The sequence below is a fragment of the Clostridium sp. C2-6-12 genome (assembly GCF_009928485.1).
Taxonomy (GTDB): domain Bacteria; phylum Bacillota; class Clostridia; order Clostridiales; family Clostridiaceae; genus Clostridium.
In genome coordinates this window covers 12,409-26,795 of record NZ_JAABNP010000038.1, presented here as the reverse complement: position 1 = coordinate 26,795, position 14,387 = coordinate 12,409, and the positions used below count along the sequence as shown (strand labels likewise).

The following is a 14,387-nucleotide window of genomic DNA, read 5'->3' as shown; positions in this document are numbered from 1 at the left end:
ATAAGGATTAATAAGAATAAAAGATCCTATTCATATCAATCCTCATTATTTACTTTTTATATTCAGATATCTAGTCAAGTTATTAGTTACAAAGAAATTTCGTAGAAATCTCCACCTTAACTCTAAACTTATAATTCTGAACTCATAACTGATCTAATTATCTTTCAATCCCTTGTTTCTTCCCAATGAATTCTAATAATTGATCATAATATGGATATCCTTCCATATCTCCTTGAACTAGAGTTGCCATAGCTCCAACACCATTAGCATATTCCCCTATTTCTTGTAATGATAAATTATCTAAATATCCAGATAAGAATCCTGCAGCAAAGCCATCGCCTGCTCCAGCTGTATCTTGAATTAAATCTGAAACATTATATCCAGCAACTTTGACTCCTTCTTCTTTTGTCTTAATGTAGCATCCCTCTGCTCCTAATTTAACTGCAACTATTTTTGCTTCCTTTCCTAAGAAATAATCACAAACTTCATCTTTATCAGTTAAACCTAGTAATAGTTCCGCTTCATCAAGACCTGGCATTACTATATCTGCCTTATTAGCTATATCAACTAAAACTTTTCTAGCTTCTTCAATTGTCCATAATTTTAATCTAATATTAGGATCAAAAGAAACTAATACACCATTCTTTTTAGCTATATCAATAGCTCTATACACAGCCTCTCTGGCACTTTCAGATAATGCAGGTGTTATACCTGTTAAATGAAGTATTTTAGCTTGTTTAATATATTCTTCATCTATATCTTGTGGACTAAGACTGCTAGCTGCTGAATTTTTTCTATAGTAATATACATTTGGGTTACTTCTTTGATAATGCTCTTTAAAAAGTAAACCTGTACTTCTCTCTTTATCTATTATCACTCTTGATGTATCTACGCCTTCTGCTCTTATAGCATCTCTTACAAATCTTCCAAACTCATCATCAGATAATTTAGAAAACCAACCTACAGTATGGTTAAGTTTGGCTATTGCAGTAGCAACATTTGATTCAGCTCCACCAAGTGACTTAGTGAAGGTATGAACATGTCTTAATGGTCCATTAATATCAGGGTTAAATACAACCATTGATTCTCCAAATGTTACAACGTCCATTACATCTTCTCCTTTGCTTTTCTGTATGCTTCAACAAATTCTTTTGCAGTTTTTTCTACTAAATCAAAATCACCAGTTTTAGCTCCTTTAGTTAAATCTCCACCAGTTCCTACAGCAACTGCACCAGCTTCTACCCATTCATGAATATTAGCTACAGTTACTCCACCAGTTGGCATAAAGTCACCTTGTGGAAGTGGTCCCTTAAATGATTTGATTACAGATGGTCCATAAAGATTTGCTGGGAATACCTTAACCACATCAACACCATATTCCATTGCTGTAATTGCATCTTTAACAGTCATAACTCCTGGCATTACTGCAATTTTATATCTGTTACAAAGCTTTAATGTATCAACATCTAAGCTTGGACTTACGATAAATTCAGCACCTGCTAAGATACAAGCTCTAGCAGTTTCGCTATCTAAAACTGTTCCTGCTCCAACTACAATATCAGTTCCTTTATATTTTTCTGCAACTTCTTTAATTACATCTATAGGATTTGGAACTGTCATTGTAAGTTCCATTATTTTTATTCCGCCCTTAGCAACTGCTTCTACAATTTTAAGTGCTTCTTCTTTAGAGTCTCCTCTTACTACAGCAACTACACCTGCATCTGTTATTCTTTTTAATACTTCTTGTCTTTTCATAATTAGCACCTCACTTAAAAATTTTAATATCTTCTATTTAAAATCGAAATATCTTTCAGCATTGTTGTAACTTATATCTGAAATGATTGTCCCTAGAGTTTCCATGTCACTTGGGAATTCTCCATTTTCTACCCATTCTCCAATAACGTTACAAAGGATTCTTCTAAAGTATTCATGTCTTGTGTATGATAAGAAACTTCTTGAGTCAGTAAGCATACCTACAAAAGCACTTAACATTCCTAAATTAGCTAATGTTTTAATTTGATCTTCCATACCTGTTTTATGATCATTAAACCACCAAGCTGAACCAAATTGCATTTTCCCTTTAATTCCATCTCCTTGGAAACATCCAATTAAAGTTCCAATAGTTGAATTATCAGTTGGGTTTAAGCTATAGATTATAGTTTTAGGAAGAGCACCTTCTACATTTAATGAATCTAATAATCTTGAAAGTGGCACTGCTACTTCCGCATCATTAAGTGCATCAAATCCAGTGTCTGGACCTAACTTATTAAACATTGCTGTATTGTTATCTCTAACACAATTCATATGTAATTGCATTGCCCATCCAAAATCTGCATATAATTTTCCAAGATATTTTAATGTAAATGCTCTATATTTGTTTTCTTCTTCAAAGCTTACGCTTCCTTCAGTTAAAGCTTTTTCAAATATAGCTCTTACTTCTTCTATTGAAGTCACTGCATTTGGTACAAAATCTAATGCATGATCTGATACCTTACATCCAACTTCATTAAAGAATTCAACTCTCATCTTTAATGCTGCTAGCAATTCATCGTAAGTTTTAACTTCACCGTCGATTACTTCTTCTAAACTCTTTAACCATTCTTTAAAGGTTGGCTTGTTTATTCCTAATGCTTTATCAGGTCTGAAGGTTGGTAAAACTTTTACATCAAAGCTCTTATCTTCTTTAAGCCCAATGTGATATTCAAGTGAATCAACTGGATCATCTGTTGTACATATTGCTTTAACATTTGATTTTTTAATAAGTTGTCTTACTGTAAAGTCATCACCTGCTAACATTTCATTTACCTTGTCCCAAATTGCTGGTGCACTCTTTTCAGTTAATGGTTCATCTATACCAAAGAATCTTTTTAATTCTAAATGAGTCCAATGATAAAGGGGATTTCCTATAGCAAATGAAATTGTTTTAGCCCAAGCTAAGAATTTTTCATAATCACTTCCATCTCCTGTAATAAACTTTTCATCAATTCCAAAGCTTCTCATTTGTCTCCATTTGTAATGATCTCCGTAAAGCCATACTTGAGTGATATTATTAAATTTTTTATCTTCAAATATTTCCTTTGGATTTATGTGACAATGATAATCTATTATTGGCATTTTTTCTGAATAATCATGATATAAAGTTTCTGCCACACTATTTGTTAATAAAAAGTTTTCATCCATAAATTTTTTCAATTTAAATCCTTCTTTCTAACTATTAATATTTGATAGGCTAATTTGTAATTTTCATTTATATGAATTTTTTATAATAAAATTTTCAAATATAAACTGTTATAATTTATTCAGCTAGGTTTAGTACATTGTTCACGTTAACAATATGAGGTCGAATATATTCCTAACATGAACAAATACAAATACTTATTATTTACTGACTTATATTTTTATTATAATGCTAATGATTAAATAATACAACACTTTTTTGTTCACGTTAACATTTTTTTTAAACTTTAATAATAAAATCATCTTTATTAACAAAATGATTGCTACATTATTATATAAAAACATGATTTTGACTTAGAAATAGTTGTATACATATAAAGCTGCAAAAGAAGAAAGTGAGAACTATTTTATTAAATTTAATTTTCCCTCCTTCCCTCTGAAACTTTATATAATATCTATTTAAAATAACATACTAAACTTTTTCATTTAAATCTTTTACTGAATCTCTGACTATAAGCTTAGACTCAATATAGACTTTTTCTTTGCTTACTTCTTTATTTTTTATTATATTAAGTAAATTTATCCCACCATATTCACTCATAGCCAGTGAATCTTTCCTTACACTAGTAAGTGTTGGAGTAACATATTTACAGAAACTACTATCGTCAAAGCCAATAATAGAAATATCATTAGGAACATTTAATCCAGCTTCAAAAATAGCCTTCATTGCTCCAACTGCTATATCATCATTAGAACAAAATACTGCTGTTGGCCTATCTTCTAGCTCTATTAACTTTTTCATACATTCATATCCACTTTGAAGAGTATATTTACCTGAAATCATGTATTCTTCAATAAGTTTAATATTATTATCTTTTAAGGCTTTCAAATAACCATCTTTTCTATATACACTTGATTCAAATTCTTTGTTACCTTCTATTAATCCAATTTTCTTATGATTTCTTTTTATTAAATAATCAACTGCTTCATAAGTTCCCAAAGTATCATTTGACATAATATTTACAACCAAATTAGTTTCAATATGTCTATTAATGACTACTATAGGAATTTCTTTTTCCATGACAGTTTTAATGAATTCATCATCACTCTTTCTTTGGCTAACTACAATTATTCCATCAAAATTTTTTTTATCAATTTGATAGAAATTTTTATAATCATCGATACCTCTAATAACCAAATTATATTCCTTATCTATTACTTTGTTTATTCCTTTTATTATTTCATGAAAGAAAGTATCTGTTGTTCCATCGCTAATAGATGAAAAAAACACTCCTAAGTTATACGATTTTAATAAGACTAAACTTTTAGCACTTAAATTAGGAACATAGTTCAGCTCTTTAGCTAACTCTTTTATTTTAGCTTTTGTCTCTTCATTTATGTAAGGACTGTTATTTAAAGCTCTTGATACTGTTGTATGAGAAACATTTGCAAGCTTTGCAATATCTTTTATAGTAACACCCATTTCTTTCTCCTCCTAATGAATCATAAATATATTTTAGCACACGGGCATGAATTTGCCAAAAACATATATTTTATTTCTATAAATTCATTTCAAATAATTTTATTTTCCTCTATTTAATACTACTTATATATTCATTAGTAATCCAAAAGTTTACAACTTAGTTTATCTTAAACTTTCAATCTTTTAACCTTTTACAATAAACTCTGAATCTTTTAATTGTTTTTGCAGTACTCATCAATAGTTTCTGCAACTACTTTAGCTTGAACTACTGCTTCAACCACAGTTTTAGCTCCTGTAACCACATCCCCTGATGCAAAGGTACACTTCTTAGTTGTATTTCCTTTATCATCTGTGACTAGTAAGCCCCATTTATTTGTATCCAGTTCAGTTGTATTTGATACTATATTGGTTCTAGGTGTTTGACTTACTGCAATAATTGTTGAATCACACTTAAAGAATTCTGTTTTACCTTCTATTTCCCTTGTTATTACTTTTCCATTCTGGTCAACAACATTTTCTGTACAAACTAATTTAACTCCTTCTTCAGTAATTTCTAAAGGAGACTTAAATAATTCAAATTTAATTCCATCTTCTTTTGCTTCTCTAATTTCCTGCTTAGTTGCAGTCATATCCTCAAAGCCTTTTCTATAAAGCACAGTTACCTCTTTAGCACCATTTCTTTTAGCACTTCTTGCAGCATCCATAGCAACATTTCCAGCTCCTATTACAGCTACCTTTTCACCTAATCTATAATACTCTGGGGATTTGAGATAATCTATTGCAAAATGTGCATTTCCAAGAGTTTCACCTTTAATATTTAAGGTTTTAGGATTCCATACACCAGTTCCAATAAATACAGCTTTATACCCATCTTCAAATAATCTATCTAAAGATATTACAGGACCTATAAGTGTATTAGGTCTTATTTTTACTCCAAGTTCTAATAATTTTTCTTCAATTTTGTCAATTAGCTTCTTCGGAAGTCTATATTCTGGTATTCCATATCTAAGAACTCCGCCTAGTTTAACGTGTGCATCAAAGATTGTAACATTATAGCCTCTGCTTGCTAATATGAAAGCAATTGTAATTCCTGCTGGTCCTCCACCAACTATTGCTACTCTGTCTTTATCTTTAGGAAGATTTTCAAACTTAATTTCATTTAAATATTTTTCTGATATTTCATCTTCTATATCATGAAACCTTATCGGTTCTCCTTTAATTCCTCTTATACAATTTCCTTTGCATTGATCCTCATGTATACAAACTAAAGAGCATACTGCTGAAAGTGGATTGTTTTCAAATAAAATCTTTCCTGCTTCCTCAAGCTTTCCTTCTTTGTATAATTTAATTATTTGTGGTATTGGTGTATTAATAGGACAATTAGCACTGCATTTAGGATTTTTACACAGCAAACATCTATCTGCTTCATTTAATAATATGTTTTCCATATTAAAAATTCCTCCTTTGTAATTTTTGTATACTTAGTATGGTAACTTATTTTTATCTACATTTCAACAAATTCATGTAAAAAATCATTGTTAAATTTTAATCAAATTAAAATTCAGCAATGATTTTTGTTTGTTTTATATTATTATTTTAGCCATTTTTATCATTAATATACTTAGTTCTAGTTAATTAAGTTCATTTTCTATTTTTCATACAAATATAACATTCCGTTTTTAGGGCTAGTTACCAGCTTTCCAGAAAAGCCTCTTTTCTTTAATTCCTTTTGAAGACTATACATAAAAAATCCATGAGTAACTATTAAAATATTTTCATTGCCTTCTATCTTAGCATCCTCTAGCAATATATCCATAAACTGTTCAGCTTTTTCACGTGTTACGGTTCTATTTTCTTCTTGTGATTTATGATTAAAGTACCAAGCAAGTCTTCCGCTGATCCCCCAAAACCAATAGGGAAGCTTTAAATTTGTTTGAAATATCGGATCAATTATAGTTTCTCTAATCAAATCATTATGAACAATTTCATTTTTATATACGTGTTTAGCTGTTATTATTGCTCTAATAAGTGTACTAGAATAACACTTATCCCATTTTATCCCCATTAATTCTACTTCTTTTTTTATTACTCCACTTGTATTATAGCTTTCTTCCCACTCTTTAAATTCTTTGGAAGTCATAAACTTTTTCTTGTGTAAATCAACTTTAAAATGTCTTATAAGACCAATATTCATAAAACTCCCTCCAGTTTTATCAGGCTATTCCAATTGAATACCGCTATATAGTTAGCTTATTGCTTTTAATTTAACAAACTGCCTTTATATTTATACTATCTTGTTATTTATTCCTTAATTCTCTTTATTATTTCCATAAGCATTTCAACTCTGTTAAATGGAGTTATAAAGTATAATCCATCACAAATATCTTTCACCTTTTTACCTAATTCTACTGCAATACTTATTCCAACTTCTTGTGCTTCTTCCTTGGTCATATCTTCTTTAAACATATTTACATATCTATCTGGTATTGTAACACCAGGAAGCTCATTGTTTAAAAATACTGCATTTCTATAACTAACAACAGGAAGCAATCCAGCTAATATCTTTACATTTGTTCTTTCCTTAACCTTCTTCAAAAATTCTATTGCAGCATCATCATAAATAGGCTGAGTTAAAAAGAATTTTGCTCCCTTTTCTATTTTTTTCATCATTCTATTATATTCTACTTCTTTATTTAATACATTTAAATTTAATGCTCCACCTATAAAAATATTATCTTCTATAAACAATTCACTATTCATATCATTTAGAAGCTCCATCAATTTGAAGGAATTTAAATTAAAAACACTTTTAGCTTCTACCTTACTTGCATCCGATATAGGGTCCCCTGTAATTGCAAGAATATTTCTTATATTTTCAACATGAGAACCTATTAATGTTGATCTTATGGCATTTGTGTTTTTATCTCTGCAGCATAAATGAGGCATAGCTTCAATTCCTATTTCTCTCTTGATTTTAGCTGCTATTATTGCTGAATCTGCTCTTACTTTAGACATTGGTGAATCTGGCACTGTTACTAAATCCACCTTGTTTTCTTTACATATTTTAGCTCCGGTAATAAGCTTTGATATATCTGTATTTATAGGTGCTGATAATTCTATAGCAACTACAAATTCACCATTTTCAAGCTTAGTTTTGAATGTGTTTTCAATTTTATTTTCTGCATCAGAAACTTTTTCTTCTTTTATAGCAATAGTATTTACATTTTTAGAAATTTCATGAATTAATGACGATATTTCTTTAATAAACTTTGGATTTGTTCCGCAGCAGCCTCCAATTATAGATGCCCCCATTGATTTAATTTCTTTTATCTTCTTAGCAAAATATACTGGATTATTAGGATATACTGTTCTTTCATGGATTATTTCTGGATATCCTGCATTTGGAAGTGCTGAAACAATGTCATTTCCTATATTAATACTTTTTATAATTTCAGAAATATACATTGGGCCAGATCCACAATTAAATCCATATGCATCTATTTCTTCTATGTTTTTAACTGAATTGACTAATTTAGCAACACTCAACCCATCTCTAGTAAATCCATCAGGTTTAACTGCAAATTGAGTTAATATAAAACTACTTGAATTTTTACTCTTTATGTATTCACCAATTTCTTTTAAATAATTGAAATTACTAAAAGTTTCAAATATAAAAATATCAATATTTTCTTCTAAAAAGCAATCTATTATGAATTTATATTCCCCTAAAATCTCACTATTTGATTCCTCTAAATTATCTTTCTTTATAGGACCAATACTTCCTCCTATAAAAACTTCTTTATTCTTTGCAGCTTCTTTAGCAATGTCTATACCTGATTTTATTATGTCTTTTAATCTTTCTCTCGACACTCCTAAGTCATAGATATTAGCTGAAAAAGTATTTGTTCTAATTAATTTAGCCCCTGCATTAATATACTCAGTATGTATCTTCTTTATGGTTTCTTTATCATTTAAATTTCCAAATTCGCAATAAGATACATCATTTCCTGTTAATTCAGAATAGTATGTCCCCATTGCTCCATCGCTTATTAAGATGTTCTTTTTTAAATAGTTCTTAATCATTTTAATCTCCCCAACTTCTTATTGTATATGTAGAATAATTCTAGTTTGTGAATCATATTTCTTAGAATTTATATATATCTTATTAGTAAGTATACTATAAAATCGACTTTTAGTCCTTATTTTAACACAAAAAAATAGACTTATCATAACATGATAAATCTATTTTTTCTTTTATTTTGTTACTGTTTGCTCTGGTTTAACTTCAACTTGATTTGTTGTTCCTGATGAAGCTTTATCAGTTTGTGGCACTGATGTTTCTGGAAGCTTTCCAGAAGTAGGTTTATTTTCAATAGTTCCATTGCCAGGAGCTATTATAATACTACTATCATCTGGATTTTTTGTAGTATTACCTTTATCAGATTGTACTGGTTTTTCTGGTTCTAATTCTAATACATCATTATTTTTTGGCTTAGAAGGAGTATTTTCCTTACCTGCATTCTTATCAACATTAGAATTTCCATTGTCAGTAGCACCATTAATAACTGGCTTATCTTTTCCATCACTCGCATTAGACTTACCACTATTTCCATTTGAATTTCCACCATTTGTATCAACTTCTGGTTTGTCAGTTTTTACTTCTGGCTTTTGCTCTGCAGCTGCTGGAACATCTACTGGTTTTTTCTCATCAATTGCTTCCCATTGAATAACATTATCTTTATCTTTTATAAGTGCGGTTATTTCTTTAACTGGTGCTTTATCAATCTTATTTTTAGTAACATCATCTACTGCTGCTGTTTCCTTAGCTTTATATCTTCCGAGGCTTATATTTTCTGTCTTAGCTTCAGCAACTTCTTCTTTATCAGCTTTTACATAAGTTATATCTTCAGTGTTAAAAGTTGTTCTTATAGCTTTTTGTAAATTTTCTTCATAGCTTGCATTATCGCCATTCTTTATATAAACACCTACTAGAACTTCTTTATTGGAATCTAAATACTTATCTGCCACTAATTTTTCTTTTATTTTTTGTATTCCATCTTCGAGAGGAATATCCTTAACATCACTAAAATCTATCTTTTTACCGTCGTCATTGACACCTTCAACTTTAATAATCTTTTGCTTACTGTCAGCTTCTATTTGAATACTTGGATTAATATCCAAACTTACAACGGCATAAGCCTGATCATATTTAAATGTACTAAAGAAGGTGAATACAAGTAAAAATAATGCGGCAATTGATCCAAATGCCCTTATAAGATTGTTACGCCTATAAATATTACTTGAAGGTGCCTTTACAATATCATCTTCAAAATAAAATATCTTTTGACCAACCTCCATATTAGGTTTAGATTTTATTTTCTCCATTATTCCTGCATCAGTCAAAGCTATTGCATAACTTTTCTTTACTTCCATTATCATTCCCTTATTCATTCTTATCACCTACTTTCTGATCCAATTTCTTAAAGCTCTGAGATTTTTATCAAATATTATTACCACAGAAATTATAAATTTCTTACTTCTTTTAATTACTTTTTCTGTAACGGAAAATTGAAGGACAATCCTTTTAATAGGAAGTCTTTTTTTCAAGTACATGAAAGAAGTAAGTTCTTCTTCTTCACTAATTTTCTCTGATAAACTAATTGCATTCATTCTCGTCGCTTGCTGTTTAGGAGCTTCATTAGCCAAATCCTCTAAAGTAAACCCAAACGAACTTATTTCATTTTTCAGTCTATTAATCTCTTCTAGTAAAATGCCATTATCATCTTTTTCTTCTAAATACTCATCCTTTATTTCTAATCCCTTGTCCAAAAGTTCTTCAAGAGATGAATGTTGATGTTTATTTTCACTTTTAAGATAATTTTTTATTCTGCTTCCTATTACAAGCTTAGCATACGATAAGAAATGACCCTTTTCATTATCATACCTTTCAATGGCCTCGTGAAATCCAAGTAAGCCAACACTTAACTCTTCATCATTTTCACAAGATACATATCTGCCTGTAACATCAGAAATGCTTTTTATTATAAATGGCATATGTTTTTCTATAAGTTCATTAACATCTGTGTTCTCATTAATATTTAAATCCATTAAAACACACTCGAGCATTTCCTACGCTCCTTCCCCCGGTCAATATAATATACAAACCTAATAATATGTTTTGGTACTTTTTATTAAAAAAGTCCAAAATTTATTTAAAGTTATTGTTTAACTTCTTTATAAAAATATCTACCACTGCCCATTTCATCACATCTTTAATCATAATATAACGAAATATGGCATAATTAATCTATTTTAATTATAACATGGTTTAAACAACTTTTTAAGTCATTTTAGTAATTTAAGATAAAATTAAGTTTAATATTTCCTTATTTGTTATCTTACTTACTACATTCCCTTCCTTAAGATCTCCAGTTATAACCTTATTTATCAATTCTTTTTTATCCTCTTGAAGAAGTATTATTTTTTCTTCAATTGTATCCTTTGCTATTAACTTAATCACTTGAACTATATGCTTTTGTCCTATTCTATGTGCTCTATCTGTTGCTTGGTCCTCTACAGATAAATTCCACCAAGGATCAAAATGTATAACGATATCTGCACTTGTTAAATTTAATCCTGTTCCTCCAGCTTTCAAGGATATTAAAAACACTTTTATGTCTTCATTATTATTAAATTCATTAACTAATTTGATTCTATCTTTTGAAGCTGTGCTTCCATCTAAATAAGAATAATTTATATTTTCTGCTTCTAGGGCTAAAGAAAGCTTGGCTAAAACAGAAGTAAATTGAGAAAACAATAAAATTTTATGTTCTTTAATATTATTAAGTATTAATTCTTTAGCTATATTAATTTTTCCACTGCCTCCATTATACTCATCAAATATAACAGAAGGATCTAAACAAATCTGCCTCAGCTTTGTCAAATATGAAAAAATAGAAATATTATTTTTATCCAGCTGATCATTATTAAAGTTATCTTGTATTTCCTTAATAAAGGTTTTATAAAGATTCTTTTGCGCTTCAGTCATGGGAACCAAGAATTTTTTTTCTATCTTTTCAGGTATTTCCTTTATAACCTGATTTTTTGTCCTTCTTAAAATATATGGATTAATAAGAAGCTTAAGATCTTCAATATATTTCTCTTCCTGCTTAATAAACTTTGATGTAAAATCCTGTTTACTATACAAATAACCAGGCATTACAAAATCAAATAAAGCCCATAGTTCCTCTAGATTATTTTCAATTGGTGTACCTGTTAATATAAATCTGCTTTTTGAATTTATTTCTCTTATAACCTTTGCATTTTGAGTTTCTGAATTGTTTACATTTTGCCCTTCATCAAGTATTAAATAGTCAAACATTATATTTTCATAATTTGAAATATCATTTTTTAAAGTACCATAGGTGGTTATAATAATATCATATTCAAAAATATTATTTAAGACTTGTATTCTTTCATTTTTACTACCATGAACAATTCCAACACTTAAGGTAGGAGCAAATTTTTCAATTTCTTGCTTCCAGTTATATATTAATGAAGTTGGACTAACTATCAATGAATGGGTATTTTTTTCTGATAATAAAAAAGCTATTGTTTGAATTGTTTTCCCAAGTCCCATTTCATCTGCTAAAATTCCACCAAGTCCTAAAAAACTCAAGCTCTTAAACCAATTAAAACCTTCTAATTGATATTTTCTTAAAATTCCCTTTAGCTCCTTTGGAATTTCAAAAGCTTCGGAATTTAATTTGTCCATTTTTTTTAATGCTTTATTTAAAATTTCTCTTCCCTGAAGTAAATTAATTTGCTTTTCATTTAACTTATTATTTAAATAATACAATTTATTTAATTCAAGCTTATATTCATCTTTATTTTCGTTTACATTTATATTTAAAGCTTCAATTAACTTTATAAATTCAATTAATTCTTCGTTTTCTAAATCAATAAAAACATTATCCTCTAATTTAATATATCTTTGCTTATTATTATAAGCGCTTAGAATTTGATTTAATTGTCTATTATTAATTCCCTCTAAATTAAAAGAAAACTTAAAATATTTTTCTCCCTCTTCTTTTAATTTTAAATCAGAAATATTCCCTTTATAAAGCTTAAAATACTTTTCATTATCAGATAAAACCTTTATTTCTCCAAGCTTTTTTAAATCATTAATTTTTTCTTTTAAGAACAAATAATAATCTTCATCATTTCCATAAAAAATAAAAGTACCATCTTTATAATAAAACCTATTTTTATTTAACTCACTTTCAATAGTACGCATTTTTTTAGATTTTTTTATAATAGAATTACTTGAACTTAATATTTCTTCATAAGAAAACTCACGGTTATTCAGATACATTTTTACATTACAATATGAATCATTTTCTCTTTTTTCAAACTCAAAATCTACTTTTATGCTATTAGCAATGTTTTCAATAATAACTTCATCTATAATTAAATCCTTTGTCATAGTATTTAAACATATTATTAAATTATATAGTTCTTCTATAGCTATATTTTTAGGAAATGTAAACTTATTATTTTCTTTAAGTGTTCCATAAAATAACTTATATAAATTATTTTGAATTTCAGATGGGATATATATTTTCCTATCAAAAAAGAATACATCCATTTTATTATTTAAAGGAATAGGAAAAATTTTTTTAGTAGTTAATACATATTCACCATTTACTTGTTTTAATACAAAAGAAATAGGTAAATCTTCATGTTTTATATCACAAATATAAGTTTGATAATTATAATTAAATTTTATTTTATTGGATGCTGCTATTAGTAAGAATCTTCTTAAAACTTCTTTGTGAATTCTTATACTGCTCTTAACATCATTTAAAGTTAGTATATATTCATATAAATATTCTAATATTTCTTCATCTTCTTTTGAAAAGTAATATTCTTCTTTCTTATAAATTAATCCTTTACCAATATAATATTCTTTAGAATTATATAAGCTGAGAATAAATTCTTCTATATTTGAAATTGGATACATAGTATTATTACCAATAAATATACTTAGCTCAAAATAATCTCGCTCTTCTTGAAACGTTTCTTTTAATGAAAGATTTAAATTTAACTTTTTTTTATTTTTATTTATATTATTAATAAAATCATTCAGGTCCATCTTAGTATTCTCATGAATATCTGTAAGTTTAGGTAAATTTAGTAATAGCTTTTTATCTTCTCTTAAATTATCTTTTTCCTGCTCTGTTTTATTCATTTTCTTTTTTATTTGTTGAATAAATATTAAACCTAATGCCACTAAATGTTCACACATATATATATTGTTTTTAGAACCAAACTCAATTGAATTGTTACATTGACATTTTGCCAGGTCAATTTTTTTGTTTATAACATTTATCTTTAAATGAGAATTGCAGCTTTGTATTTTATTATCACTTGTAAAACTCCCATAAATATTATAATTATTCTCTACCTTTTTTATGCTTACTTTAGGTAATTCTCTTCCTTGTAGCATTTCCTTACCTCTAGTTAAATTTAGCTTAGATGCATTATCAAGTATAAGCTTTTCTAATTCAGATATTTTCAATTACTATCACCTGCCTCTTCCTTATTTTTATAAAAGAATTAATTATATCTTTAAATCCCAAAGGATAATAATATTTTAACATTAAATGCAACATTTAATCATTATTACAATAATATGCAGGATTTAAAGTCAAAAAGGAGCTTAGAG

The 14,387-nt window shown here is 28.1% G+C and carries 10 protein-coding genes; all 10 read right to left on the bottom strand.

Annotation, left to right across the window (positions count from 1 at the left end; translation table 11 throughout):
- Window positions 1-157: 157 nt before the first annotated feature.
- The 10 genes from GXK56_RS23075 to GXK56_RS23030 all read right to left on the bottom strand — a co-directional run bounded on the left by GXK56_RS23075 (window position 158) and on the right by GXK56_RS23030 (window position 14,240).
- Window positions 158-1,108 carry a sugar kinase gene (locus GXK56_RS23075; protein WP_160691869.1) on the bottom strand — a complete coding sequence of 317 codons (951 nt, stop codon included), beginning with the start codon at window positions 1,106-1,108 and terminating at the stop codon, window positions 158-160.
- Window positions 1,108-1,755 carry a bifunctional 4-hydroxy-2-oxoglutarate aldolase/2-dehydro-3-deoxy-phosphogluconate aldolase gene (locus GXK56_RS23070; protein ID WP_160691867.1) on the bottom strand — a complete coding sequence of 216 codons (648 nt, stop codon included), beginning with the start codon at window positions 1,753-1,755 and terminating at the stop codon, window positions 1,108-1,110. The genes GXK56_RS23075 and GXK56_RS23070 overlap by 1 nt, the downstream gene beginning before the upstream one ends.
- Before the next feature lie 33 nt (window positions 1,756-1,788).
- Window positions 1,789-3,192: a glucuronate isomerase gene (uxaC, locus tag GXK56_RS23065; protein ID WP_160691865.1), complete on the bottom strand. Its 1,404-nt coding sequence runs from the start codon at window positions 3,190-3,192 to the stop codon at window positions 1,789-1,791.
- Window positions 3,193-3,649: 457 nt separating this feature from the next.
- On the bottom strand, window positions 3,650-4,660 hold the full coding sequence (locus GXK56_RS23060) for a LacI family DNA-binding transcriptional regulator (protein WP_160691863.1): 1,011 nt from the start codon (window positions 4,658-4,660) through the stop codon (window positions 3,650-3,652).
- A 212-nt stretch (window positions 4,661-4,872) separates the two neighbouring features.
- Window positions 4,873-6,108, bottom strand: a complete 1,236-nt coding sequence (locus GXK56_RS23055; RefSeq protein ID WP_160691861.1) for an NAD(P)-dependent oxidoreductase — start codon at window positions 6,106-6,108, stop codon at window positions 4,873-4,875.
- 200 nt (window positions 6,109-6,308) lie between these two features.
- Entirely contained in the window at window positions 6,309-6,854 is a 546-nt protein-coding gene (locus GXK56_RS23050; protein ID WP_160691859.1) for a phosphoglycerate mutase family protein, read from the bottom strand.
- 107 nt (window positions 6,855-6,961) lie between these two features.
- Window positions 6,962-8,743: a bifunctional homocysteine S-methyltransferase/methylenetetrahydrofolate reductase gene (locus tag GXK56_RS23045; RefSeq protein ID WP_160691857.1), complete on the bottom strand. Its 1,782-nt coding sequence runs from the start codon at window positions 8,741-8,743 to the stop codon at window positions 6,962-6,964.
- Window positions 8,744-8,914: 171 nt separating this feature from the next.
- On the bottom strand, window positions 8,915-10,111 hold the full coding sequence (locus tag GXK56_RS23040) for an anti-sigma factor domain-containing protein (RefSeq protein ID WP_160691855.1): 1,197 nt from the start codon (window positions 10,109-10,111) through the stop codon (window positions 8,915-8,917).
- 9 nt (window positions 10,112-10,120) lie between these two features.
- On the bottom strand, window positions 10,121-10,786 hold the full coding sequence (sigI, locus tag GXK56_RS23035) for an RNA polymerase sigma factor SigI (RefSeq protein ID WP_160691853.1): 666 nt from the start codon (window positions 10,784-10,786) through the stop codon (window positions 10,121-10,123).
- 232 nt (window positions 10,787-11,018) lie between these two features.
- A complete protein-coding gene (locus GXK56_RS23030; protein WP_160691851.1) occupies window positions 11,019-14,240 on the bottom strand; it encodes an SNF2-related protein in 3,222 nt (1,073 codons plus the stop codon).
- Between the last annotated feature and the right edge of the window lie 147 nt (window positions 14,241-14,387).

Excerpts from the sequence above, each read along its gene's own strand:
- GXK56_RS23075 (WP_160691869.1), bottom strand. The coding sequence starts at position 1,108 with ATGGACGTTGTAACATTTGGAGAATCAATGGTTGTATTTAACCCTGAT.
- GXK56_RS23070 (WP_160691867.1), bottom strand. The coding sequence starts at position 1,755 with ATGAAAAGACAAGAAGTATTAAAAAGAATAACAGATGCAGGTGTAGTT.
- GXK56_RS23060 (WP_160691863.1), bottom strand. The coding sequence starts at position 4,660 with ATGGGTGTTACTATAAAAGATATTGCAAAGCTTGCAAATGTTTCTCAT.
- GXK56_RS23055 (WP_160691861.1), bottom strand. The coding sequence starts at position 6,108 with ATGGAAAACATATTATTAAATGAAGCAGATAGATGTTTGCTGTGTAAA.
- GXK56_RS23050 (WP_160691859.1), bottom strand. The coding sequence starts at position 6,854 with ATGAATATTGGTCTTATAAGACATTTTAAAGTTGATTTACACAAGAAA.
- GXK56_RS23045 (WP_160691857.1), bottom strand. The coding sequence starts at position 8,743 with ATGATTAAGAACTATTTAAAAAAGAACATCTTAATAAGCGATGGAGCA.
- GXK56_RS23040 (WP_160691855.1), bottom strand. The coding sequence starts at position 10,111 with ATGAATAAGGGAATGATAATGGAAGTAAAGAAAAGTTATGCAATAGCT.
- sigI (WP_160691853.1), bottom strand. The coding sequence starts at position 10,786 with ATGCTCGAGTGTGTTTTAATGGATTTAAATATTAATGAGAACACAGAT.